The organism is Klebsiella sp. 10 (assembly GCF_018223925.1).
In the GTDB taxonomy this organism is placed as follows: domain Bacteria; phylum Pseudomonadota; class Gammaproteobacteria; order Enterobacterales; family Enterobacteriaceae; genus Klebsiella; species Klebsiella pneumoniae.
In genome coordinates, this window is record NZ_JAGRRB010000004.1 from 310,423 (window position 1) to 335,042 (window position 24,620).

Consider the following 24,620-nt stretch of genomic DNA (forward strand, 5'->3'; position numbering starts at 1 on the left):
GCCACCGCGGCTTCACCCACAGCCTGCTGGCCGTCTTTGGCGCGCTGACGCTGTTCTATCTGAAAGTGCCTGACAGCTGGATTGTCCCGGCAGACGCTCTCCAGGGCCTGGTGCTGGGCTATCTCAGCCACATTCTCGCCGATATGCTCACCCCCGCCGGTGTGCCGCTGCTGTGGCCCTGTCGCTGGCGCTTCCGGCTGCCGATCCTTGCGCCGCGCAAGGGCAATCAGCTCGAACGCGCCTTGTGTATGGCGCTGTTCGTCTATGCCGTCTGGATGCCGCAGACGCTGGCGGACAACAGCGCGATACGCTGGTCATCCGGGGTGATCAATTCCCTGCAGATCACCTTCAATCGCTTTATAAGTCACCAGAGTGGGCGATAAAGCGGCGGAAAACGCCATTTGGTTATAACCCATTCCATTTGAATATAAGTCCTTGATAACGCCTTCTGCTAACCTTGCCGTCATAAGAGCTGGTTATCCACCAGCCCAGGTTATAAAAATATCAGGAGAACGGGGATGAACTTTCCATTAATAGCGAACGTAGTCGTGTTCGCCGTATTACTGTTTGCGCTGGGGCAAACACGTCATAAACAGTGGAGCCTGGCCAGAAAAGTGCTGGTCGGTCTGGCGACTGGCGTGGTCTTTGGTCTGGCGCTGCAGCTAATCTACGGGTCTGACAGCCAGGTGCTGAAGGATTCCATCCAGTGGTTCAATATAGTCGGCAACGGTTACGTCCAGCTGCTGCAAATGATTGTTATGCCGCTGGTCTTCGCCTCCATCCTTAGCGCGGTGGCCCGCCTGCACAATGCCTCGCAGCTGGGGAAAATTAGCTTCCTGAGCATCGGTACTCTGTTGTTCACCACCCTGATCGCCGCCCTGGTTGGCGTGCTGGTGACCAATATGTTCGGCCTCACCGCCGAGGGTCTGGTCCAGGGCAGCGCGGAGACCGCCCGTCTGAACGCCATCCAGAGCAACTATGTGGGGAAAGTAGCGGATCTCAGCGTCCCGCAGCTGATCCTTTCCTTCGTGCCGAAGAACCCGTTTGCTGACCTGACCGGGGCTAACCCAACCTCCATCATCAGCATCGTCATTTTCTCGGCGTTCCTCGGCGTCGCAGCGCTTAAGTTGCTGAAAGAGGATGTGGAAAAAGGCCAGCGCGTGCTGACCGCGATCGATACCCTGCAGGGCTGGGTAATGAAGCTGGTTCGTCTGGTCATGCAGCTGACCCCTTACGGTGTGCTGGCCCTGATGACCAAAGTGGTTGCCGGGTCGAATTTGCAGGACATCATCAAGCTTGGCGGCTTCGTGGTAGCCTCGTACATTGCGCTGGGTATTATGTTTGTCGTCCACGGCCTGCTGCTGGCGATTAACGGCGTCAGCCCGCTGAAGTACTTCCGTAAAGTCTGGCCGGTGATCACCTTCGCCTTTACCAGCCGCTCCAGCGCCGCCTCCATTCCGCTGAACGTTGAGGCGCAAACCCGTCGTCTCGGCGTACCGGAGTCGATTGCCAGCTTCTCCGCCTCCTTTGGCGCCACCATCGGCCAAAACGGCTGCGCCGGTATCTATCCGGCAATGTTGGCGGTGATGGTCGCGCCGACCGTGGGCATCAACCCGCTGGATCCGATGTGGATTGCCACCCTCGTGGGCATCGTCACCGTCAGCTCGGCGGGCGTCGCCGGGGTGGGCGGCGGCGCGACCTTCGCCGCGCTGATCGTCCTGCCGGCGATGGGCCTGCCGGTGACCCTGGTAGCCCTGCTCATCTCCGTCGAACCGCTGATCGATATGGGGCGTACCGCGCTGAACGTTAACGGCTCAATGACCGCCGGGACGCTGACCAGCCAGTGGCTGCGCCAGACCGACAAGTCGATCTTCGATAGCGAGGAAGAAGCCGAACTGGCGCATCGCTAAACGGCAAGCACAAAAAAAACCGCTGATCATTCAGCGGTTTTTTTATTTCTGCAGCCGACTCAGGCTTCAATCTCACCTTCCTGACGCACCTGGTTAGCCCAGCGCTGCGCCGACTCCGGCACGCTGAATGCCGGTGAGCGACGGAAATGCTCCCCCATCAGCAGAAAAGCGACATACTTCCCGCGCAAAATCCAGACATCGCGAAAATGGTCCATTTTCACGGCATGTTCCGGGGGCGCAGGCTCCACGCGCGGCACGTAGCTAATGACAGGGCGATTTTGTTGGCGCAATGGTTTCATAACAAATGGATTCACTAAACATAGCGGGAAACAGAAACCTCTATCATAGCCGATTGTGGCCCCGTTCGTCGCCCCTTCGCCGCCGATGCGCATTTTAGGATAACTCCCTGCCCCCTCGCCGGGCGCAGACAGCGTAATGTTCTATAGTTAGAAGGGTTTTGGTCTATCAACGACCACTTTTAGCAATGAAAGCAGGAGACGAGTAATGTCTGATAAGCACCCGAACCCTCACCAACAGCAGGCACCGGTCCACGACAGCGAGGAAGCGCAGCCGGGTCTCGATTCGCTGGCGCCGGACGATCGGGAGTGGCGCCCCACGCCGAAACCTACCGCTCCGGGCGTCGAACCCACCGCCCCAGGCAGCCTGAAAGCGCCCGATACTCATAACAGCAAACTGGATTCCCTGGAGGCGCAACGCAAAGGGGGGGAAGATTTTCCGCTGACCACCAACCAGGGCGTGCGCATTGCTGACGATCAGAATTCGCTGCGCGCCGGTAGCCGCGGCCCAACGCTGCTGGAAGATTTTATCCTGCGGGAGAAGATCACCCACTTTGACCACGAGCGTATTCCGGAGCGTATCGTTCATGCCCGCGGCTCTGCCGCCCACGGCTACTTCCAGCCCTACAAAAGCCTGGCTGCGTTGACTAAAGCCGATTTTCTTTCGTCAGCCGATAAAATCACCCCGGTGTTTGTACGCTTTTCCACCGTGCAGGGCGGCGCGGGGTCGGCGGACACCGTCCGCGATATTCGCGGCTTCGCTACCAAGTTTTACACTGACGAAGGGATTTTTGACCTGGTGGGCAACAACACACCGGTCTTCTTCATCCAGGACGCGATGAAGTTCCCCGACTTTGTCCACGCCGTGAAGCCTGAACCCCACTGGGCCATCCCACAAGGGCAGAGCGCCCACGATACTTTCTGGGACTATGTTTCCCTGCAGCCGGAAACGCTGCACAACGTGATGTGGGCGATGTCGGATCGCGGCATCCCACGCAGCTATCGCACCATGGAAGGCTTCGGGATCCACACCTTCCGTCTGATTAATGCCGAGGGCAAAGCCACCTTCGTTCGCTTTCACTGGAAACCGGTCGCCGGCAAGGCGTCGCTGGTGTGGGATGAAGCGCAGAAGCTGACCGGCCGCGACCCCGATTTTCATCGCCGCGATCTATGGGAGGCCATCGAAGCCGGGGACTACCCGGAATTTGAGCTTGGCCTGCAATTGATCCCCGAAGAGAATGAATTTGCTTTTGACTTCGACCTGCTCGATCCCACCAAGCTGATCCCCGAGGCGCTGGTGCCGGTGCAGCGGGTTGGCAGAATGGTCCTCAACCGCAACCCGGATAACTTCTTTGCCGAAAATGAACAGGCGGCCTTCCATCCCGGACATATCGTCCCGGGCATTGATTTCAGCAACGATCCGCTGCTGCAGGGGCGTCTCTTCTCTTACACCGATACGCAAATTAGCCGCCTGGGTGGGCCGAACTTCCATGAAATCCCCATCAACCGTCCGACCTGCCCGTATCATAATTTCCAGCGTGACGGGATGCACCGGATGGACATTGACACCAATCCGGCCAACTACGAGCCCAACTCGATTAACGACAACTGGCCGCGCGAGACGCCGCCTGCCGCCAAACGCGGTGGCTTTGAGTCCCTCGCCGAGCGCGTCGACGGCGAAAAAATCCGCCAGCGCAGCCCTTCGTTCGGCGAATATTACGCCCAGCCGCGTCTGTTCTGGCTGAGCCAGACGCCGATTGAACAGCAGCATATTATCGATGGTTTCAGCTTCGAACTCAGCAAAGTGGTCCGCACCTGGATCCGCGAGCGGGTGGTCGATCATCTGGCCCACATTGATACTAAGCTTGCGGAAGCGGTTGGGGCGAACTTAGGCATCGAACTGAGCGACGATCAGCGCAACATTACCCTGCCCGCCCCGGTCAATGGCGTGGAGAAAGACCCCAGCCTCAGCCTCTACGCCGATGCCGAAGGAGATGTGAAAGGTCGCGTGGTGGCAGTCCTGCTCAACGAACGCACCTCAGCGCAGGATCTGGTTCAGCTCCTGCAGGCGCTGCAGGCCAAGGGCGTGCACAGCAAGCTGCTCTACTCGCGAATGGGCGAAGTCATTGCCGACGATGGTTCTCCGCTGCCGATCGCCGGCACCTTCGCCGGCTCCCCGTCGCTGACGGTGGATGCGGTGGTGGTGCCCGGCGGCGACCTCAGCGCCCTGAGTCAGAGCGGTGACGCGCGCTATTACCTGCTGGAAGCCTATAAACATCTGAAGCCGATCCTGCTGGCAGGGGATGCGCGGCAGCTGACGTCCGTTCTGCATGTTCCGACCCAGGGTGAAGAGGGGGTCATCGTCACCGATGCGCTCGACACGCCAGCGGCGGACAAACTGCTCGCCCTGATGACGGCCCACCGCGTGTGGTCGAGAAGCCCGAAAATCGCCGCTATTCCGGCGTAGTAAAAAGCCCGGCACGCTGTGCCGGGCTTGATTCACTTTCCCTTTCCCCCGTCGGGCTTACACGTCGCGGTAGGTTCCCAGACGATAACCCCGGTCGGCCACCGCCGCTTTCAGCGAGGCAGATGTCAGCACATCAAGCTCATCCAGTCGCGGATAGCAGTAGGCGCTGCCCATAATGATCCGATCGACATAAGCCGGATGACACATCACCTCCAGGGAGCGCTCCCCGCGGGCGATGGAGGCATCCAGCGTCTGCAGAAACAGTTCCTCAGAGACCGCTTCGCCGTAAAACTCGCTGCTGAAGCCGGCGCTGCTGCGCGCCGCCTGCTGGTCGAGCCCACTCTGCGCCGCCACCTGGCGGTCAATGCGTAACGCAATGCCCTTCTCGCGGGCAAAGGCCGCGACGATGGGATAAATCTGGGCGAACATATGCACATGGTGATGGCTGTCGATATGCGTCGGCTCATGGCCGAAGAGTTCGACAAAACGACGGTACTGACACGCCAGCTCGTGGGCGATCTCTTCCAGCGGCAGGCTATCTTCTTCCGCCTGCTGCCAGATCCATTTGCCCAGACGGCCATCGCGGGTTAATCCCGGCATGGCCGACAGCGGCTCGCCCAGCGTCAGTACAAAGTGCATACCGACCGCCAGCTCCGGAGTACTGCGGCTCAGCTGGGCGGCGTGGTCAATGGCCGCGCCGTTGACCAGCGCGGTGGTCGATGTCACCACGCCGTTGCGACAGGCCTCGATAATGCCGTAGTTCTGCCCTTTACTGAGGCCGAAGTCGTCGGCATTGACGATCAATACGCGTTCCATTTGCTACTCCCGTTACGATTTTAGTTTTTCGATCGTCGCCGCAAAGTTCGGCAGCCATTTTTCATGCGCCAGAATCATCTCCCGCGCCAGCTGTTCGGCGTCACGATCGGAATGGATCAGCGGGCTTAAGTTCAGCGCCAACAGGACATCGTTCAGCTCACCGCTGATCGCCGCCTGGCTGGCCGCCACTTCGAACCCCTTGATGGTGTAGATAAGCCCTAACACCTTCTCATCGAAATGAGTAATGCGCGGCGTCGGCTTCGCGCCGTCGCGGCCTAAGGTGCAGCTCATCTCTACCGCCCAGTCCGCCGGGATATTATCGACATGACCATGATGCGGGATATTCACATAGTGCTCAGTCTGCTTGTCGTTATAGATGGCATTGATTACTTCGCAAGCGGCATCAGAGTAATAGGCCCCGCCGCGCTGCTCCAGCTCCTTCGGCTTAACGTTAAGATCCGGGTTTTTATACAGCTCGAACAGCTGTTTCTCCACCTTCTGCACCACCTGGGCGCGCGCACCGCCTTTGTAGTACTCGCCCATCTCAATCGCCAGCATCTCTTTTGGCTTAAAGTAGTAGAGCAGGTAAGAGCATGGGATCAGGCGCAGGGAGCGGATCAGCCCTTCGCTAAACGGCAGGTCGAAGATGTTTTTCACCGAGTTCGCGGTCAGACGGCCGGAGGCCACGCCGTCCAGCAGTTCATCGAAGCGCGAGACGCCGTTAACCAGCACGTCGCGGACGAACACCAGGTGGTTCAGACCAAACAGGTCGATATTCAGCTCATCGCTCGGGCTCAGCTGCAGCACGTCGGTGATGAACATCTTCATGCCGATAGGAATGTTGCACACCCCGATAAAGCGTTTGAAATTGGTGTGGCGATAGACCGCCTCGGTGACCATGCCCGCCGGGTTGGTAAAGTTGATGATCCATGCGTCGGGGCAAATTTCCTGCACATCTTTCACGATGTCGAAAATCACCGGGATGGTGCGCAGTCCTTTAAACAACCCGCCCGCCCCGTTGGTCTCCTGGCCCAGGTAGCCGTGACTCAGCGGGATGCGCTCATCTTTTTCACGCGCCTTCAGCTGGCCCACGCGCAGCTGGGTGGTGACGAAATCTGCGCCCTGCAGCGCTGCGCGGCGATCCAGCGTTTTATAGACTTTCATCGGCACGCCGGCTTTTTCCACCATCCGCTGGCACAGCGCGTGGATAATATCGAGCTTCTCCTGTCCCTCTTCGACGTCTACCAACCACAGTTCGCTTACCGGCAGTTCATGATAACGTTTCAGAAATCCTTCCAGTAATTCCGGGGTATAGCTGCTGCCGCCGCCAATAGTGACTACTTTTAATTTCTGGCTCATCTTTTTCTCCCTTAGGCGCTGCGCCTGGACGCAGGCCGCTCTCCGCAACAATGCGGACAGTTAACTTGAATGATTTTCGGTATAAACCTGGCGGCGAACGCCGCGCGGGTTTAATTAATACTGGTCAAATGTTTGCGATAACTGCTCGGCGTAAACGACGTCAGTTTTTTAAAGGTTTTAATAAACAAGCTCGGGCTGCTGTAACCTGATTCATACGCAATATCCGTCACCGAATAATTGGTAATTTCCAGCTGTTTTTTGGCAAAGTTGATACGGATATCATTAATTATCTGCATCGGCGTTTTACCATAATAGCGCTGGGTCGCCCGGGTTAAATATTCCTGCGTTTTTCCGGATAAGCGAACCATATTTTCAAGAGCGCCTTCACCGAATTTCAGCTTATCATGCATGGCTTCCACGGTATTTTTTAACCATTGCGGCGTCACGTCGGCAACCGGCTCTTCACGATAGTGGCGTAAACGGTTAATGACATAAAAGGAGACCAGCTCGATAAATTCGTCAAATTCCGTTTCGCGAAAATTGAGTGAGGCGATGACCGACTCAACGTAGCCGAGAAAAGCGCTCTGCACGGCGTAGACTTGCGAAGCCACCAGACCAAACGGCAGCAGCGGCAGGTAGTGTTTCTCAAAGAAGCGTCTGCTGATGCCGACGTTAAGGATGCGCGTCGCCCCGAACTCGTAAAAGCTCTGGTGGTGCGAGCCCATCGGGATAAAGACGAAATCCCCGCGCTCCAGCAGCACCCGTTTGCCATTGATCTCCTGGTAATAGCGCCCGGTTAACACCACGGTAAATTCGTAGTAATCATGCTGGTGAAGCCCGCTCACGCTTTCCGTTTTGTTATAGATGACCACATGAAAGTTCTTCCCGTTGAACAGCTGTTGTTCTCTGGCGGTACTGATCTCGGTGGTCATCATTCTGGGCTGCCTCATCGTCGCGATGGCCTATTGTACCTTCTCGTGCAGCTCAATCAATTCGGCCACCAGCTCACGAGCCAGCATGGAGGTCATCAGATGGTCCTGGGCATGCACCAGCACCAGGCTGACCTTCATTTTCCCTTCGCCCTCGTCGCTTTCGATAAGCTGGGTCTGCACGCGATGCGCCTCGCTCAGCGCCTGGCGCGACTGCTCCATCATCGCTTTCGCTGCGGCAAAGTCGCCCTGCTTCGCCTGCTTCAGCGCGGCATAGGCCAGGCTGCGGGCTTGTCCGGAGTTGATAATCAGCCCCATCACTACCTCTTCGAGGTCATTTTCCGGGGTCTCTACCGCGTTGATGTTGTCCAGATCAAACATAATATTTCCCTCATTTATCAGGCGGTACGGGACGCTGCCCGTACCGCGCGGTATCAGAATTTCAGTGCGTTAGCGATGTCTTCTTCGCTCTCTTCCTGCTCGATAACGGTCTGCGCTTTATTCGACAGCACCACAAACGGCAGGTAGACCAGGGTAGCGACGCCAAGGTTGAACAGGGCCACCAGCAGGGCGGCAACGCTGCCGTTACTGTTAAAGAACGCTCCCAAACCGGTCGGCATAGTCCACGGCGCCAGGTTGGTCACCGGTGGGATAATCCCCAGGCTGTAGGCCGCCAGCGTAATGGCCGCCAGAATCGGCTGAACCAGCACGAACGGGATGAACATCACCGGGTTCATGATGATCGGCAGACCAAACAGAATCGGTTCGTTAATCTGGAAGATGCCTGACGGCAGCGCCAGCTTAGCAACCTGACGATGGTCAGCGCGGCGAGAAGCGATAAAGATGGCGATAATCAGACCCAGCGTCGCCCCGGAGCCACCCAGCAGGATGTAGGAGTCGAGCATCGGCTTAGCCCAGAAGTGGAACTGTTTGCCCGCTTCGATGGCCGCATCAACAGAGCCGTACTGGTTGTACAGCGCGATGTTTTCCAGCGCCCACGGCGTCATGATGCCGTTATCCAGGGCGGTAAGCGCCAGAGAACCGTGCACACCGAAGAACCACAGCAGAGAGTTAAAGATAACGTATGCCCAGCCAACCACGCTGCCCATCGCCGCCAGCGGCGTCGAGATAGAGTCCATGATGATCTGGTGGAAGTTGCTGCCATAGCTCGCCAGGGCCCACGAGATAATGCCGAAGATGGAGAGGATCAAGAAGCCCGGGATCAGCGCTGAGAAAGAGCGTGATACCGACCCCGGCACGCTGTCCGGCAGTCTAATCACCCAGTTGCGACGGATCACGAAGGTGAACAGTTCCGCAACGACCAGACCGATAATCATCCCGGAGATGATGTTCTGCCCGCCCAACCAGTTGGCGCCCACCGCATAGGCTTCGCCCACGCTATACGGGGTCACGGTCATGAAGGCCGCCACCGCCAGCAGGCCAGCTGCCATCGGGTCAACTTTGCGCTCTTCCGCCAGCGCGGAGCCGATAAAGAACGGCGCCATTAGCGACATAATCCCGAGGGTGCCGTTATAGACGTTTCCGCCGATAGCCTTAAAGCCGTTTAAGGTTTCAATGGTGGAGGCATCCAGGCGAATGCCCATGGAATAAAAGAAAGAGCCTTCGCCGAAGCTCAGAAAAACGTTGTTAATTAACACAAACATGGCCCCGGCGAGGGTCAACGGCATTAATTTAATAAATCCATTTTTTATTGCATTAATATGCGGCTGCTTTCCTATTTTCACTGCAAAAGGAAGGAGTACCTTTTCAAGCGAATCGATCACTTTACTCATAGTCAATACCCTTAAAAGCCGCAATAAACTATTACGGCGATGATGTATGAAATTACTCTTTGACGGGAAAATAAACTCATTATTTTTTGACGTCCGGCAACAGGCAGTCGCCAGGCGTCAAAATACATCGAGTTTTAAAAGTTAAAATTATTGTGCTGCAGCTTTCTTAATAGCCGCGACGGCGGCTTTCAATACCCCTAAACCATCAACTTTGCCATAGAGAAGGGAGTCGATAACTTCAACCGGTTTATTCGGCAGCAGGCGCTGAATTTCCGGTAACATATACGCAATTTGTGGCCCTAATAATACTACGTCGGCTTCCGGCCCTTTTTCGCCCGCGAGGGTTTCGGGATAGGCTTCAATAATGACCGGGACTTCATATTTTTCCGCCTGCGCCCGCATTTTGGAGACCAGCAGTGACGTGGACATGCCTGCCGAGCAGAAGAGATAAATGTGTTTCTTTTCCATGAACGCTTCCTCAATGTGTGAGACCAGGGCCTTCAGTAACCGCTGAGAGCCGGTAAGACTGGTAACATCCGGTTAATTCTGTTTATGAGTTGAGTATACGGCAAGCTGAGCCGCCAGGATAATTCGCTGTTGAACAGAATTGTCTCTCATTGACCTCCGGTTTTGACTACCCTCACATTTTCATCCAAATAATTCGCGCAATTAAATAAGCATCATTACTCACAAAAAAGCCCGACCAGTGGTCGGGCTTACGTAGAAGTCAGTAAACAGTAGGAAGCTTACCTGGCGTTGCGCGGGTCGGTATCATACTCGGCGCAGGTCTGGTAGCCGGAGTTCATGACGTGACCCGTTTCGTCGAGGGCCACAAAGTAGGTTTCAACTTTACCATCTCGTTGACCGAGGATATAGGTCTGGCAGGTGCCGCGGGCATGGACCATGGTGACTTCCGTTGAAGGTTTGCCGGCGATCTGCATCACCTGCTGACGCGACATCCCTTTCTTCACATCTTTCACCACCGGCTGGGTAAACTGGTCTTTGGTACGATCGTAAGCGGTACAGCCCGCCAGTAAGGTTAACGCGACGGTGACGCCCAGTATTCCTGCTAAGCTTTTGTTCATTTTGGTTCCTCTTTTCTACTGTGTAACGATAAGCCTGGAATAAATAGTGTTATTTTTCAAGCCGAACAGCGAAATCATGTCAGGTTATGTTATTGCGTAAACAGGATTGATCTGCCGACGTCGGACGGCGGCGCAATGCGCGGTACAGCATCTATAATGAAAACCTATGTCATTGATTGCCTTCTTTTCCGGCAGTCAAAACCCCGGTCCTTGTCGTTTCAGCGGCAAAGAGGTAGCTTTAAGCCAACAGCTTGCCAAACAGATTCACTTTCGGAGGGCGCGATGACGCTACAACAAGAGATTATTCAGGCGCTGGGCGCAAAGCCGCAGATTGATGTCGCAGGCGAGATCCGCCGCAGCGTCGATTTCCTGAAGTCATACCTGCAGACCTACCCGTTTATTAAATCGCTGGTGCTGGGTATCAGCGGCGGTCAGGACTCCACCCTGACGGGAAAACTGTGCCAGATAGCGATTAACGAACTGCGTGCCGAAACCGGCGACAGTAGCCTGCAGTTTATCGCCGTCCGTTTACCCTATGGCGTGCAGGCTGATGAGCAGGACTGCCAGGACGCCATCGCATTTATCCAGCCTGACCGGGTGTTGACAGTCAATATTAAAGCTGCGGTGCTGGCCAGCGAACAGGCGCTGCGCGAAGCAGGCATCGAACTGAGCGACTTCGTTCGCGGAAATGAAAAAGCCCGTGAGCGAATGAAGGCCCAGTACAGCATCGCCGGAATGACCAAAGGAGTTGTGGTCGGTACCGACCATGCGGCGGAAGCGATTACCGGCTTTTTCACCAAATATGGCGACGGCGGCACCGACATCAACCCAATTTTCCGCCTGAACAAACGTCAGGGGAAACAGCTGCTGGCCCATCTCGGCTGCCCGGAACATCTGTATAAGAAGCTGCCCACCGCCGACCTGGAAGACGATCGCCCCTCCCTGCCGGATGAAGTGGCCCTGGGTGTCACCTACGAGAACATCGACGATTATCTGGAAGGCAAAACGCTGGACCCGAGCATCGCCAAAACGATCGAGGGCTGGTATCTGAAAACCGAACACAAGCGTCGGCCGCCGATCACCGTCTTTGACGATTTCTGGAAAAAATAGTCTCTCCCCCCGCCCCGGCCTGCGCCGGGGTTATTTTTTGTCCTTTTCGCCGCAAAAATGGCCTGCTATACTGGATGGATAGACAGTACCAGGAGTTATTGTGGCCAGAAAGCAATCAGCCCCGCGTCTCGAGTTTGAGGCGGCGGCGATCTATGAATATCCCGAACATCTTCGCCCGTGGCTGGAGGCGCTGCCGAAGCTGCCGGGCGTCTATCAGTTTCACGGCGACAGCGACACGATGCCGCTCTATATCGGTAAGAGCGTCAACCTCCGCAGCCGGGTGTTATCCCACCTGCGCACCCCTGAAGAGGCCGCGATGCTGCGTCAGTCGCGGCGTATCACCTGGCAGCGCACCGCTGGCGAGCTGGGAGCGCTGCTGCTGGAGGCGCGGTTGATTAAAGAGCAGCAGCCGCTGTTTAACAAGCGGCTACGGCGTAACAAGCAGCTCTGCGCCTGGCTACTTGCGGACGACCGGCCGCAGATTGTCTATGCCCGTGAGGTTGATTTCTCGCACCAGCAGCATCTCTATGGCCTGTTCGCCAACCGGCGGGCGGCGCTGCAGATGCTGCAGAGCCTCGCTGACGAACAGCGCCTCTGTTATGGCCTGCTTGGTCTGGAACCGCTCAGCCGCGGCCGCGCCTGCTTTCGCTCCGCGCTGGGCCGCTGCGCCGGGGCCTGCTGTGGAAAGGAGAGCGTGGAGGCGCACAAAGAGCGCCTGCTGGCGCAGATGAGCAGACTGCAGCTGGTGTGCTGGCCGTGGGCGGGGCCCGTGGCGCTGGAGGAGCGCGGCCCGGACATGACGCAGTATCACGTCATTCATAACTGGCTGTGGCTGGGCGCCGTTGAATCGCTCGACCAGGCGGCGGAGTTGACCCGTCTGCCCGCCGGATTTGACCAGGATGGTTACAAGATCCTCTGTAAGCCTTTGCTCAGCGGAGACTATCCGCTGCATCCGCTTGGCTGAGAAGCCACCAATAAAAAACCGCCGGCCCTGCCCAACGCCTGATGGCATTATTGGGCAAGACCGGCGGTCTTGATTCAGTGCGCTACATTATTCAGCAGGTGCAGGCATTTTACCTGCCGGCGCGTTGCGTTCTGTCAGATGCTTCTCAAAATTAGCATTGAACTGTTTTTTCTGCTCTGGGGTCAGAATGTTGTAGATCTTGTTCTGCGTTTCCAGGCGGGACAGCGCCATCGCTTTATGCTGCGCTTCCATCTTATCGATCTGCGCTTCCGCCTTCGCCTTATCGAAGGTGTCGCTGGCGATCAGATCGTGCATCGCGCGGCGTTCTTCAAGGGACGGACGTTTCATATTTTCGCGCTGGCTCTTCATGATGTCGCGGATCTGCTGCTTCTGCGCATCGGTCAGGTTCAGGCCTTTAAACATCATGTCATGCTGACCCGGGCCGCCTTTATGATGCATCATCATCGGCTTGCTGTCGCTCGGCGCGGTGGTGGTGTCGGCGGCGTGTGCCAGGTTAGCCGCGCCCAGAGCCAGAGTAGAGGCAACAAACAGTGCAGTGAGTTTCTTCATCATTCAATCCTTACTTTACGTTATTCTTACGGCGCGTTGCCGTGTTGACGAGATTAACTTTACGACGTTAATCGTCAATTAGTCAGAGCAAGAGTAAAACAATGAAAGTGTAAAAAACAGTTTCTCGCCAATTATGGAGGAAATAAGGAATTTAGCCGAAGAATTGCAATAAAAAATAAATAACTTACTGTTTTGCAGAGAAATTATGGAGAGTATAAAGGAGGGGAGATTAAAAACAAAGCATTTTACCAGGAATAATCTGCAAATTTACACTGGGGCACGAAAAAATAAGATGGCGAAAAAAGACGCGCGCAATAAAGCAGGCCGCCCGGCGGACGGCTTGCCCTCAGGATAATTTCTCCAGCATCAGGCCGGCGCGCAGTCCTTTCGCCACCGTCGGGTTAGGAAACAGAACATACTCCGTCTCAGGCCCCACCACATACCGCGTCTCGCCCTCCTCCGCCAGCAGCGTGCCGGGTTCGAAGGGGGTGAAGTTCAGCGTCTGATCCGCCATATGCAAGCGGAAATCATCGCTATGGCGGGTTAGCTGCTGTACCACCCGGTAGCGCAGCGGCGCTGGGGCGTCGGCAATGGCCAGATCCCCCACCAGCAGCCGGGAGAGCGCCCGCTGGACGGCGGCAAACTGCGTCAGATCGTTTTCCCCCAACGGCAGCGCTTTGCCCAGCTCAAGGGTGCAGGCCAGCGCCGCGAACCGTTCGCAGCTGAAATGGGTAAAGGTCCCGCCGGGCTGGCGATGAAACACCAGCGCCTCCAGCCCGGCGCCGCCCAGCCAGTGAAGAAAATCCTCCTCCCACGGCGTATCGCGGGCCGGGAGCACGCCGAAGCGCGGATGTAGCGACCCGCGGATCGCGGTATGCAGATCGAGGTGCCAGCGCGGGCCATCGTGGTCGCGATAAAAGCGGGCCACCGCCTGCTCCAGCCGCTGCGCCCGCTGCGTCTCCTCACTGAGCGGAAACTGCCGCCAGCGCTCGCCAAACATGCGGTTCATATCGCTGTGCAGATAGCGCTTATTCGCCCGCAGCGCTGGTGGGTTGCCGACGATCACCAGCAGCCGCCAGCGCAGCGGGAGCGCCTCCCGGACCAGTCGCTGCACCAGCTGGTCGACTATCTCCACCGGCGCCGTTTCGTTGCCATGAATGGCGCAGGAAAGTACCAGCCCGCGTTCGCAGCGCGCATGCGGCGTCAGCTCAAGGATCCCCTCCCCCTGCCAGTGCCAGCGGAAATGAGCCGTCTCGCCGTGAAAGTGATGGGGCAATCGCCCCGCCAGGGTTAATGCCAGAAAATGTTCCACCGCGCCCCCTTATTGCTGAAATGGATAAACCGAACCGAGCTGCAGGATCTGGGTCAACCGATCCAGCGCGTCGCGCCCTTCCCGCAGCAGCTGCGGGTCGGCGAGGTCGGCCTGGGTGAGACGATCGCGATAGTAGCGATCCACCCAGTCATTGAGGGTGGCAAACAGCGTATCGTTCATCAGGACGTGCGGATTGACCGCCTGATACTCCTCGGCCGTCAACACCACCCGCAGGCGCAGGCACGCCGGACCGCCGCCGTTGGCCATGCTCTCGCGCAGATCGAACACCCGCAGGTCGGCGATAGGGTTATCCCCGGCCAGCAGCTCATTGAGGTATTCCCAGACGCCGGCATGCTCTTGCGCTTCCTGAGGCAGGATAAGCGCCATGCTGCCATCCGCCCGGCTCAACAGCTGGCTGTTGAACAGATAGGTGGCAACCGCCTCTGCCACCGAGACCCGGCTGGCGGGAACCACCAGCGGCGTAAAACCCGGCACCCGCTGCGCCAGCTGCTGGAGAAGCGCGGTCTGGTCGGCAAAGGCCTGCTCATGGCAGAACAGGACCTGACGGTTGCTCACCGCGATGACGTCGTTATGAAAAACCCCCGTGTCGATCGCCGCCGGATGCTGGCGGGCGAAGATCAGCTGGCGGGGATTGACCTGATTGAGGCGCGCTACCGCCTGGCTGGCCTCAAGGGTTTGCCGCGCCGGATAGCGACGCGGCGCCTCCTCGCTCCCCCGGCGGCGGCCATAGACAAAGAGCTGGACGCCGGGAGCGCCATACTCGCCGCCGAGACGATTATGGTTCGCCGCCCCTTCGTCGCCAAACCAGGCCGAGGCGGGCAGCGCCGGGTGGATAGCAAATCGCGTGCGGTCGGGGAAAATCGCCTGCAGCAGCGCCTCTGTAGTCGGTGCTTCGCTGGCGCGGTGGAATTTATCCTGCAGATTCGCCACCGTCAGATGCACCAGGCCATCCAGCGAATCGGCGGAGGGACACACCGTCGCCGCGTTCGCCACCCACATCGCCGAGGCCGAACTCACCGCCGACAGCAGATCCGGCTCCTGCTGCGCCACCCGGGCCACCACCTGCTCATCGCTGCCGCTAAAGCCCAGCTGGCGCAGAAGCGGCACGTTGGGACGCTCCTGCGGCGGGATCACCGCCTGCGGGTAGCCAGCGTCGGCGAGGGCTTTCATTTTTTTCAGCCCCTGCTTTGCCGCCAGCTGCGGGTTAGACACCCGATAGCGATGCCGGGTGGAAGCCTCATTGCCAAAGGAGAGTCCGGAGTAGTGATGGGTCAGCCCGGGCAGACCGTCAAAGTTGACTTCGCGGGCGGTCATGACGCCTCCCCGGCCAGAAAGTCGAGCCCCGGGCTCAGGCTGGCGGGCAGCGTCAGGGTCGGCGATTCAAGGCTGGCCATCGGCCAGGCGCAATAATCGGCGGCATACCAGGCCCCCGGACGATGGTTACCGGACGCCCCGGTGCCGCCGAACGGCGCGGTACTCGCCGCCCCGGTCAGCGGTTTGTTCCAGTTAACTATCCCTGCCCGCGCCTCGAGCAGCAGTCGATCGAACTTCTCCCGTTCCGGAGAGATTAACCCACAGGAGAGGCCGAAGCGGGTGGCGTTGGCTAAGGCAATCGCCTCCTCGAAAGTGTCGTAGCGCCAGACCCCAAGCAGCGGGCCAAACACCTCTTCATCTTCGACATTGGCCACGTCGCTCATATCGACAATCCCCGGCGTTAGCAGCGACGTCCCGGCCTGCAATAACCGCGGCTCCAGCAGGGTGACCGCGCCAGCGGCGACCCGCTGCAGCCAGGCCTGATGCACTTTCTGCGCGGCTTGTTCAGAGATAAGCCCGCCGAGAAACGGCTGCGGCTCGGCGTCCCACGCCGCCGGGATCAGCCGTTGGCTCACCGTCACCAGCCGGGAGAGGAAGGCATCGCCCGCCTCTCCGCGTCGGACCAGCAGACGCCGGGCGCAGGTGCAGCGCTGGCCAGCGGTAATAAAGGCGGACTGGATGGTCAGATGCACCGCGGCATCCACGTCCCGCGGATCGTCGACGATCAGCGGGTTATTACCGCCCATCTCCAGCGCGAGGATCTTCTGCGGTTGCCCGGCCAGCTGGCGATGCAGATGAAAACCGGTGGTTGAGCTGCCGGTAAACAGCAGCCCGTCGATATCCGCCTGACCGCTGAGCGCCTCGCCGGTTTCCCGACCGCCCTGCACCAGGTTGAGCACCCCGGCGGGCAGGCCGGCCTGCTGCCATAGTTTCACCACCGCTTCGCCGCTGCGCGGGGTGAGTTCGCTGGGTTTAAAGACCACGGTATTGCCCGCCAACAGCGCCGGCACGATGTGCCCGTTCGGCAGATGGCCGGGAAAGTTATAGGGGCCAAACACCGCCAGTACGCCGTGCGGCCGGTGACGCAGCGTGGCGGCGCCGTCGGGCAGGTCGCTGTGCTGTTCGCCGGTGCGGACGTGGTAGGCCTTCACCGAGATCGCCACCTTGTTGATCATCGCCGTCACTTCCCCGGCCGCCTCCCAGCGCGGCTTTCCGGTCTCGGCGCCGATAACCGCCGTCAGCTCCGCCTTACTGGCTTCCAGCAGAGCGGCAAACTTTTCAACGATCGCCTGACGGGCGGCAAACGGCAGCCGCGCCCAGGACGGGAACGCCTGGCGGGCAGCCGCCACCGCCTCGGCAACCTGCCCGGCATCCGCCGCCTCGCCCTGCCAGACAACCTTCAGGTTAACCGGATCCTGTTTACTGAAACCTGGCCCACGGCCGGGCCGCCACTCGCCGTTAATCCACAGACTCATGCAGTTTTCTCCTCAGGGATCAGGCGCACCATGCGCACCTGGTCGCCGGCATGACACTTCAGCATATCCAGTTCGCGGGCGCTGAGGGTCAGGGTCTCGCCATCCGCATCGGCATGTACCAGCAGAGCGCGGAACTGGTGATACTGTTCATTCGCCACCAGGCACAGCGGCCAGTCACCGGGCGGGGTTTCACCTGCCTCGGTGGTCACCAGACGGCTTTTGCGGATCGCCCGCACCCGATCGATGTCGCACTCCAGAGTCGGGCCGCCGTCGAAAATATCGATGTAGTTCAGGTAGCGGAACCCCTCTTTCTCCAGCACCGTCCGGGCCGGGGCGGTCTGCGGATGAACCTTGCCGATCACCGCCTGTGCCTCAGGGGAAAGGAAATCGATATATAGCGGATGCTTGGGCATCAGGGCGGCAATGAAAGCCTTCTGTCCGGTGCCGCACAGGTAGTCGGCACGGGAAAACTCCATGGCGAAAAAGCGTTTGCCCAGGCTCTCCCAGAACGGCGAGTAGCCCTGCTCGTCAATCACCCCGCGCATCTCGGCGACCACCTTCTCATTGAAGCGCTCGCGAAAGGCGGCCATAAATAAGAAGCGTGATTTCGACAGCAGATAACCATTGCCCTCTTTGCGCCACTGCGGGTCGAGGAACAGGGTACACAGCTCGCTGCTGCCGGTATGATCGTTGCTGAGAAACAGCGTCGGCAGCGCCTGATAGACGTTGAGCTCCTTCGAGGCATGGACCTGGGTGCCGACCCGGTAGTTATACCAGGGATCGTTGAGCCCCACCGCCACCTCGATCGCGCAGATGCCCACCACCGCGCCGCTTTCGCTCTCCTCCAGCACAAAGACATAGCCCTGCTCGCTTTTCGGTAGCTCGCCGCGCCAGGTCTGCTGCGAGCGGGCGATCCGCGCCGCGAGGGTCGCTTCATCCACCGGCAGCGAGGTCAGCCCGCCGCCGGTCTCCGCTGCCAGCTTCAGCAGCCCGGGCAAATCGCCCGGCTCCACCGGTCGAATAACCATCATGATGAGACTCCTGCCACGAAACGCGCGCAGGCCCGCTCGACGCGATCCAGCCCGCTGTTCACCTCTTCTTCACTGACGTTCAGCGCCGGCGCGAAACGCACCACGTTGGCGCCGGCGATCAGAATCATCACCCCCTCTTCCGCCGCCAGGTTACTGAGGGTTTTCGCCTTCCCGGCCCAGGCGTCGTTTAGCACGCAGCCGAGCAGCAGTCCCAGGCCGCGGATCTCCTTGAACAGGCCATAGCGGGCGTTAATTGCCTGCAGGCGTTCACAAAACCACTGATGGCGCTGTCTGACGCCGGAGAGCACTTCCGGGGTGTTGACGATCGACAGCAGTTCGCCGGCCACCGCCCCGGCCAGCGGGTTACCGCCGTAGGTGGTGCCGTGGGTGCCGACGGTCATCACGCTGGCGCAGGCCTCTGTCGCCAGCAGCGCGCCAATAGGGAAACCACCGCCCAGCGCTTTGGCGGTGGTCAGCACATCGGGCGTCACGCCGTAGTGCATATAGGCATACAGCTCGCCGGTGCGCCCGACCCCGGTCTGCACTTCATCGAAAATCAGCAGGGCGTTGTGCTGGTCGCAAAGCTGACGCAGGCCGCGTAAAAACTCGACGCTGGCCGGCACCACGCCCCCTTCGCCCTGCACCGGCTCGACGATCACCGCGCAGGTCTGGTCATTGATTAAGGCCTTTGCCGACTCGAGATCGTTAAATACGGCATGCTGGATCTGCGGCGGCAGCGGGGCGAAATCCCGGGAATAGGCCGGCTGACCGCCCGCCGAGACGGTGAACAGCGTCCGCCCGTGGAAAGCGTTCTGAAAGGCGACGATGCCACTTTTCTCGCTGCCAAAGCGATCGTGGGCATATTTACGCGCCAGCTTGAGCGCTGCCTCATTGGCCTCGGCGCCGGAGTTACAGAAGAAGACCCGGTCGGCGAAGGTAGCATCGATAAGCATTTTGGCCAGACGCAGGATCGGCTCATTGGTGTAGCCGTTGCCGGTATGCCAGAACTTGCCGGCCTGGTCGGTCAGGGCTTGCACCAGACGCGGATGGGCATGCCCCAGCGCGTTCACGGCGATGCCGCCGGCAAAATCGATATACTCTTTGCCCTGCTGATCCCACAGCCGTGACCCGGCGCCCCGCACCGGAATAAACGCCGCTGGCGCGTAGACCGGCATCATCCATTCATCAAAGTGGTTACGCGTAATTGACTGAGACATATCGACCTCTTCCGGTAAATTAAAAGTAGCAATAATGTTAATAAATATGAGTTATTACGCTGTAAATGTAGATTGCACAGTTCGTGCCAGCCAGCGATAAAAATGCATAAATCGGATGAGATAACGCGGAATCAATGAGTTACAGCCGAACGCTATTCACATAAAATGCATATTTAGTGAATAAGTATCCGACAAAGGGGGATAAACAGTGATTAAAGAAGATAAATTATGCAACGGTAAGATATAATTCTGTAATTGTGATCCTCTGCGAAATTTATCGTATCTATTTGCCCTTTTTTGGCGCGGCATGCCCGCAAAAGGGGCACCCACGGCACGCTCATGCGCAGCGATTGGCAGAATGACGCATCCGGTGGCAGCCAGCCTGGCGAATTTCTGCTACCATCCCTGCACTATTCACCTTGCACAGTGGCAGCGACTATGAAATTCGTCTCTTTTAATATCAACGGCCTGCGTGCCCGCCCACACCAACTGGCCGCCATCGTCGAAAAACACCAGCCGGACGTGATTGGCCTGCAGGAAACCAAAGTTCACGACGACATGTTCCCTCTCGAAGAGGTCGCCAGGCTCGGCTATAACGTCTTTTATCATGGGCAGAAAGGCCATTATGGCGTCGCGCTGCTGACCAAAGAGACGCCGATTGCCGTCCGCCGCGGTTTCCCGGACGATGGCGAAGAGGCTCAGCGCCGCATCATTATGGCGGAGATCCCGTCGCCCTTCGGCAACGTCACAGTGATTAACGGCTATTTCCCGCAGGGTGAAAGCCGCGATCATGAAACCAAATTCCCGGCCAAAGCGGCGTTCTATCAGAATCTGCAGAACTATCTGGAGACCGAGCTCAACAAAGAGAATCCGGTGCTGATCATGGGCGATATGAACATCAGTCCTACCGATCTGGACATCGGTATCGGTGAAGAGAACCGCAAACGCTGGCTGCGCACCGGCAAATGTTCCTTCCTGCCGGAAGAACGGGAATGGATGGACCGCCTGCTGGGCTGGGGCCTGGTGGATACCTGGCGTCAGGCTAACCCCGACAATCATGAGCATTTCTCGTGGTTTGATTACCGCTCCAAAGGCTTCGACGATAACCGTGGGCTGCGCATCGATCTGCTGCTGGCCAGCCAGGCTCTGGCGCAGCGCTGCGTGGAAACCGGGATCGATTACGAGATCCGCGGGATGGAAAAACCGTCCGACCACGCGCCGGTGTGGGCCACCTTCCGGCCATAATTCACGCCCTTCTCTCGCCTCCCGCTGTGCGGGGGGCAGAATTTCCTGAGCAAAATCAACAAAGCGACGGTAAACCATTGTGACGGTCGTCGGAACAGGATACTGTCGCGCGCACTTTTTGATGTCCACTGCGTCCAGACTGTACAGGAGCACCTCTCATGCAAAAGAAGCCGTCATCCGGCCATTGGTAAAGGGCTGGGACTTCTCGCGCTGGTGGCCACGCTGGCCGTTATCAGCCACCGCGTCGGTCTCCACGATCTGCTGACTCATCTGCATCTGCTTCAGGACACCCTCCGCCATCAGGGCGCCTGGGGATATCTGGTCTATGCTGCGCTGTTTATCATTGCCACCCTGTGTCTGATCCCCGGCAGCCTGCTGGTGATCGCCGGCGGGATGCTCTTCGGCCCGCTAACAGGCTCCCTGCTCTCGTTTGCCGCCGCCACCCTCGCCTCTTCGCTGTCGTTTTTAATCGCCCGCTGGCTTGGGCGCGATCTGCTGCAGCGCTATGTGGGCCATACCACCGTCTTTCAGGCGATTGAGCGCGGTATCGCCCGCAGTGGCTGCGATTTCCTGATCCTCACCCGCCTGGTGCCGCTCTTTCCCTACAATATTCAGAATTACGCCTACGGCCTGACGGCGATCCGCTTCTGGCCCTTTACCCTGATCTCGGCCGTGACCACCCTGCCGGGTCTGGTCATCTATTCGGTGATGGCCAGCGAACTGGCCCGCGAGGGGGTGACCCTCGCCTTCGCGCTAAAACTGAGCCTCGCCGGCGGGCTGCTGTTTGCCCTGGTGCAGATAGGCAAACGGTTTGCCCGCGCCCGTCGCGTGGCGGCGTGCAGTGAGGAGGTGCGCCATGACCCAACCTGATCGCCGTCACCTGCGCCGCGCCCGGCTGGCCCTTGCCGTCGTGGTCGCCGCCGCTCTGGCCGCCTGGCTGTGGTTCCCTGGCGGGCGTACCTTTCTGCAGCAGAGTCTGACGGCGTTAGCCTCCCTGGATCCGCAGCAGGTCAGAGGGTTTATCGCCGCCTGGGGGCCGCAGGCCGCGCTGGTCTCATTTGCGCTGATGATCCTCCAGGCGATCGTCGCTCCGCTGCCGGCTTTCCTGATTACCCTGGCGAACGCCGCCCTGTTCGGCGCCTTCTGGGGCGGGGCGCTGTCGTGGTTCAGCGCTATGGTCGGGGCCGGGCTCTGCTTCTGCATCGCCAGAGCGCTGGGGCGCGAAGTGGTGGAGAAACTCNNNNTGCTGGCCACCGGCGTGGGCCAGCTCCCGGCGACTATCGTTTATTCCTGGGCCGGGAGTCTGCTCACCGGGGGCACCTTCTGGCTGGCCACCGGGCTTTCGCTGCTTTTTGCCCTGGCGGTGGTCATCTCTATCGCCAAAAATATTTACCGTGAACGTCATAAGAGATCGTCGCCATGAGCTTACCCCCGCTGGATTCTGTCCCCCTGATCCTTCGTCCGCAGGCCTGGCTGCACCGCCGGCATTACGGCCAGGTGCTGAGCCCCATTCGCTGGTGGGGTCGGATCCCGTGGCTGTTTTACCTGGTTTCGCTGTTCGTGGGCTATATTGAACGCCGCCGCTCGCCGCTGGATCCGGTGCTGCGCTCGCTGGTCAGCGCCCGCATCGCCCAGCTGTGCCACTGCGAATTCTGTATCGATATCACCAGCATGACCCTCGCGGCGCGGAGCGGGAGCCAGGACAAGCTGCTGGCGGTCGCCGACTGGCGCAGCAGTACGCTGTTCAGCGAAAAAGAGCGCCTGGCGCTGGCCTATGCCGAAGCCGCCACCCAGACGCCGCCGGCGGTGGATGATGCCCTGCGTAGCGCGATGGCCGCGCATTTTGACGCCCGGGCGCTCACCGAGCTGACCGCCCTGATCGGCCTGCAAAATTTATCAGCGCGGTTCAATGCCGCGATGGCGATCCCGGCTCAGGGGTTGTGCCAGATACCCACCTCTTCCTCGCAGAATAAGGAGTAACGATGCGCCGTTTGCGTGATTACAGCCTCTGTCTGTGCCTGCTGCTGCTCTGGCCGCTGGCGGTTAATGCCGACGACAGCTGGCGGCAGATTCAGACGGAAGCCCGCGGACAGACCGTCTGGTTTAACGCCTGGGGCGGCGACCCGGCCGTCAATCGCTATCTGGCGTGGGTCAGCGAAGAGGTCAAACGCTATTACGCAATCGACCTGCGTATTGTGCCTGTCGCCGACGCCGCCGACGCAGTGAAACGCATCCAGACCGAGGCGCAGGCCGGTCGTCGCCAGGGCGGGTCAGTGGATCTGCTGTGGATCAACGGCGAAAACTTTCGCACGCTTAAGCAGGCCGATCTGCTGCTCACCGGCTGGGCCGAATCGCTGCCCAACTGGCGCTATGTCGATCAGCAAAAGCCGGTACGGGAAGATTTTTCTGTCGCCACCGAGGGCGCGGAGTCGCCGTGGGGCAGCGCCCAGCTGACGTTTATCGCCCGCCGCGGGCAAACGCCGCAGCCGCCCACCAGCCCGCAGGCCCTGCTGGCCTTCGCCAGAGCCCATCCGGGCAGCGTAACCTACCCGCGGCCGCCGGACTTCACCGGTACCGCCCTGCTGGAGCAACTGCTGATCGCGCTCACCGACCAGCCAGCCGCCCTGCGCCAGCCGCCGCAGCCGGCGACCTTCGCGGCGGTCACCGCCCCGCTGTGGCGCTATCTCGATGCGCTGCACCCGGCCCTGTGGCGGGCGGGCAAGGATTTCCCGGCGTCGCCGGCGCGGATGGACGCCATGCTCAACCAGGGCACCCTCCGCCTGTCGCTGACGTTTAACCCGCTGCACGCCCGGCAGAAAGCCGCCAGCGGCGAATTACCGACGGACAGCTACAGCTTCGGCTTTACCGCGGGGACCCTCGGCAACGTCCATTTCGTTACCATCCCGGCTAACGCCCGCGCTGTCGCTGGCGCCAAAGTAGTGGCCAATTTCCTGCTCTCCCCTGAGGCGCAATTACGCAAGGCCGATGCCGCCGTCTGGGGCGATCCGAGCGTACTGGATCCGCAGCGTCTGCCTGACGGCCAGCGCCAGACGCTGGCGGCAGCCCTGCCGCAGGATCTGCCGCCGGTGCTTGCCGAGCCTCACGCGGCATGGGTTGACGCGCTGGAGCAGGAATGGCTGCGCCGCTACGGTACCCACTGATCCTGCTGGCCTGGGGGGCGATGGCGGCGATCTATCTGCCGCTGCTCCCCGCCGCCGGGGAACTGGTGGGCGCTGCGCGCTCCCCGGCCCACTGGCGGGCGCTGTTCGCCGACCCGCAGCTGGGCCAGGCGCTGGCCGCCACCCTCGTCTCGACGCTGTTGTCCGTCGGCGGCGCGCTGCTGATCGCCCTGACCATCGTCGCCGCCCTCTGGCCTTCGGCCCGCTGGCGGCGGCTGGCTTCCCGTCTGCCGCTGCTGCTGGCGGTGCCCCATCTCGCCCTGGCGACGGCGGCGCTGCTGCTGTTCGCCGAAGGGGGCTGGCTCTGGCAGCAGTTGCCGTTTCTGACGCCGCCGGTTGACCGGTACGGCATCGGGCTTGGCCTGACGATGGCCCTGAAAGAGAGCGCCTTTGTACTGTGGGTGATCTATGGCCTGCTGGGAGAGAAACGCCTCGCCGACCAGGCGACCGCCCTGAAGAGCCTCGGCTACGGCCGCTGGCAGTGCCTGCGTTGGCTGGTGCTGCCCGCCCTGCTGCCCGCCCTCGGC

25 protein-coding genes and 1 pseudogene are annotated in these 24,620 nt (G+C 59.6%); 11 read left to right on the forward strand and 15 right to left on the reverse strand.

From position 1 onward, the window contains the following. Both KHQ26_RS05705 and KHQ26_RS05710 read left to right on the forward strand, forming a co-directional pair. Nucleotides 1–383: metal-dependent hydrolase (locus tag KHQ26_RS05705; RefSeq protein WP_228297883.1), on the forward strand; the 383-nt coding region annotated here is incomplete at its 5' end. Between the two features lie 135 nt (nt 384–518). Continuing rightward, on the forward strand, nt 519–1,910 hold the full coding sequence (locus KHQ26_RS05710) for an L-cystine transporter (RefSeq protein WP_004151918.1): 1,392 nt from the start codon (nt 519–521) through the stop codon (nt 1,908–1,910). A 59-nt stretch (nt 1,911–1,969) separates the two neighbouring features. Here the strand turns inward: KHQ26_RS05710 and cedA are convergent, their stop codons facing one another. Then, nucleotides 1,970–2,224, reverse strand: a complete 255-nt coding sequence (gene cedA, locus KHQ26_RS05715) for a cell division activator CedA (RefSeq protein WP_008807754.1) — start codon at nt 2,222–2,224, stop codon at nt 1,970–1,972. 190 nt (nt 2,225–2,414) lie between these two features. On the opposite strand from cedA, the gene katE reads away from it, so the two are divergent. Continuing rightward, nucleotides 2,415–4,673: a catalase HPII gene (gene katE / locus KHQ26_RS05720; RefSeq protein ID WP_211777865.1), complete on the forward strand. Its 2,259-nt coding sequence runs from the start codon at nt 2,415–2,417 to the stop codon at nt 4,671–4,673. Nucleotides 4,674–4,730: 57 nt separating this feature from the next. On the opposite strand, the gene chbG is transcribed toward katE, so the two are convergent. From chbG to osmE, 8 genes are all read right to left on the reverse strand, one after another. Continuing rightward, on the reverse strand, nt 4,731–5,489 hold the full coding sequence (chbG, locus tag KHQ26_RS05725) for a chitin disaccharide deacetylase (protein WP_004176512.1): 759 nt from the start codon (nt 5,487–5,489) through the stop codon (nt 4,731–4,733). Between the two features lie 12 nt (nt 5,490–5,501). Then, nucleotides 5,502–6,848, reverse strand: a complete 1,347-nt coding sequence (locus tag KHQ26_RS05730) for a 6-phospho-beta-glucosidase (RefSeq protein ID WP_004148093.1) — start codon at nt 6,846–6,848, stop codon at nt 5,502–5,504. 110 nt (nt 6,849–6,958) lie between these two features. After that, nucleotides 6,959–7,783 (reverse strand): transcriptional regulator ChbR, encoded by an 825-nt coding sequence (chbR, locus tag KHQ26_RS05735; protein WP_002901552.1) that lies wholly within the window; start codon nt 7,781–7,783, stop codon nt 6,959–6,961. A gap of 27 nt (nt 7,784–7,810) precedes the next feature. Beyond that, nucleotides 7,811–8,158: a PTS N,N'-diacetylchitobiose transporter subunit IIA gene (chbA, locus tag KHQ26_RS05740; RefSeq protein WP_002901550.1), complete on the reverse strand. Its 348-nt coding sequence runs from the start codon at nt 8,156–8,158 to the stop codon at nt 7,811–7,813. Nucleotides 8,159–8,211: 53 nt separating this feature from the next. Further along, nucleotides 8,212–9,570 carry a PTS N,N'-diacetylchitobiose transporter subunit IIC gene (chbC, locus tag KHQ26_RS05745; protein ID WP_004148091.1) on the reverse strand — a complete coding sequence of 453 codons (1,359 nt, stop codon included), beginning with the start codon at nt 9,568–9,570 and terminating at the stop codon, nt 8,212–8,214. An 11-nt stretch (nt 9,571–9,581) separates the two neighbouring features. Further along, the gene (locus KHQ26_RS05750; RefSeq protein WP_014907779.1) at nt 9,582–9,698 is read right to left on the reverse strand and encodes a hypothetical protein; all 117 of its coding nucleotides are present in this window, start codon (nt 9,696–9,698) and stop codon (nt 9,582–9,584) included. 19 nt (nt 9,699–9,717) lie between these two features. Continuing rightward, nucleotides 9,718–10,038 (reverse strand): PTS N,N'-diacetylchitobiose transporter subunit IIB, encoded by a 321-nt coding sequence (gene chbB, locus KHQ26_RS05755; RefSeq protein ID WP_002901547.1) that lies wholly within the window; start codon nt 10,036–10,038, stop codon nt 9,718–9,720. Between the two features lie 278 nt (nt 10,039–10,316). Then, a complete protein-coding gene (gene osmE, locus KHQ26_RS05760; RefSeq protein ID WP_002901544.1) occupies nt 10,317–10,655 on the reverse strand; it encodes an osmotically-inducible lipoprotein OsmE in 339 nt (112 codons plus the stop codon). A 282-nt stretch (nt 10,656–10,937) separates the two neighbouring features. On the opposite strand from osmE, the gene nadE reads away from it, so the two are divergent. Then, nucleotides 10,938–11,765, forward strand: coding sequence for an ammonia-dependent NAD(+) synthetase (gene nadE / locus KHQ26_RS05765; protein WP_004151921.1), 828 nt, complete (start codon nt 10,938–10,940; stop codon nt 11,763–11,765). A 100-nt stretch (nt 11,766–11,865) separates the two neighbouring features. Continuing rightward, nucleotides 11,866–12,729, forward strand: a complete 864-nt coding sequence (gene cho / locus KHQ26_RS05770; RefSeq protein ID WP_002901541.1) for an excinuclease Cho — start codon at nt 11,866–11,868, stop codon at nt 12,727–12,729. 87 nt (nt 12,730–12,816) lie between these two features. On the opposite strand, the gene spy is transcribed toward cho, so the two are convergent. The 6 genes from spy to KHQ26_RS05800 form a co-directional block, all read right to left on the reverse strand. Beyond that, nucleotides 12,817–13,302, reverse strand: a complete 486-nt coding sequence (spy, locus tag KHQ26_RS05775; protein ID WP_004217130.1) for an ATP-independent periplasmic protein-refolding chaperone Spy — start codon at nt 13,300–13,302, stop codon at nt 12,817–12,819. Nucleotides 13,303–13,645: 343 nt separating this feature from the next. Next, nucleotides 13,646–14,611: a succinylglutamate desuccinylase gene (gene astE, locus KHQ26_RS05780; RefSeq protein WP_004176515.1), complete on the reverse strand. Its 966-nt coding sequence runs from the start codon at nt 14,609–14,611 to the stop codon at nt 13,646–13,648. A gap of 9 nt (nt 14,612–14,620) precedes the next feature. Then, nucleotides 14,621–15,946 carry an N-succinylarginine dihydrolase gene (astB, locus tag KHQ26_RS05785; RefSeq protein WP_004176516.1) on the reverse strand — a complete coding sequence of 442 codons (1,326 nt, stop codon included), beginning with the start codon at nt 15,944–15,946 and terminating at the stop codon, nt 14,621–14,623. Further along, entirely contained in the window at nt 15,943–17,421 is a 1,479-nt protein-coding gene (gene astD, locus KHQ26_RS05790) for a succinylglutamate-semialdehyde dehydrogenase (RefSeq protein ID WP_004151922.1), read from the reverse strand. The genes astB and astD overlap by 4 nt, the downstream gene beginning before the upstream one ends. Beyond that, on the reverse strand, nt 17,418–18,452 hold the full coding sequence (gene astA / locus KHQ26_RS05795) for an arginine N-succinyltransferase (RefSeq protein WP_004176517.1): 1,035 nt from the start codon (nt 18,450–18,452) through the stop codon (nt 17,418–17,420). Before astA ends, astD begins: the two co-directional genes overlap by 4 nt. Beyond that, on the reverse strand, nt 18,449–19,669 hold the full coding sequence (locus KHQ26_RS05800; protein WP_002901489.1) for an aspartate aminotransferase family protein: 1,221 nt from the start codon (nt 19,667–19,669) through the stop codon (nt 18,449–18,451). The genes astA and KHQ26_RS05800 overlap by 4 nt, the downstream gene beginning before the upstream one ends. Nucleotides 19,670–20,107: 438 nt before the next feature. Here KHQ26_RS05800 and xthA point away from each other — a divergent pair, with 438 nt between their 5' ends. The 6 genes and pseudogenes from xthA to KHQ26_RS05830 all read left to right on the forward strand — a co-directional run. Continuing rightward, nucleotides 20,108–20,914: an exodeoxyribonuclease III gene (gene xthA, locus KHQ26_RS05805; RefSeq protein WP_004176518.1), complete on the forward strand. Its 807-nt coding sequence runs from the start codon at nt 20,108–20,110 to the stop codon at nt 20,912–20,914. Nucleotides 20,915–21,127: 213 nt separating this feature from the next. Beyond that, entirely contained in the window at nt 21,128–21,784 is a 657-nt protein-coding gene (locus KHQ26_RS05810) for a TVP38/TMEM64 family protein (RefSeq protein ID WP_004140389.1), read from the forward strand. Beyond that, the gene (locus KHQ26_RS05815; protein WP_211777866.1) at nt 21,771–22,337 is read left to right on the forward strand and encodes a TVP38/TMEM64 family protein; all 567 of its coding nucleotides are present in this window, start codon (nt 21,771–21,773) and stop codon (nt 22,335–22,337) included. Before KHQ26_RS05810 ends, KHQ26_RS05815 begins: the two co-directional genes overlap by 14 nt. Then, on the forward strand, nt 22,334–22,894 hold the full coding sequence (locus KHQ26_RS05820; protein WP_004176519.1) for a carboxymuconolactone decarboxylase family protein: 561 nt from the start codon (nt 22,334–22,336) through the stop codon (nt 22,892–22,894). The genes KHQ26_RS05815 and KHQ26_RS05820 overlap by 4 nt, the downstream gene beginning before the upstream one ends. A gap of 2 nt (nt 22,895–22,896) precedes the next feature. Continuing rightward, nucleotides 22,897–24,075, forward strand: coding sequence for an ABC transporter substrate-binding protein (locus KHQ26_RS05825; protein WP_004176520.1), 1,179 nt, complete (start codon nt 22,897–22,899; stop codon nt 24,073–24,075). After that, nucleotides 24,048–24,620: pseudogene (locus tag KHQ26_RS05830) on the forward strand (thiamine ABC transporter permease); the annotation flags it as partial. The gene KHQ26_RS05825 and the pseudogene KHQ26_RS05830, both read left to right, overlap by 28 nt.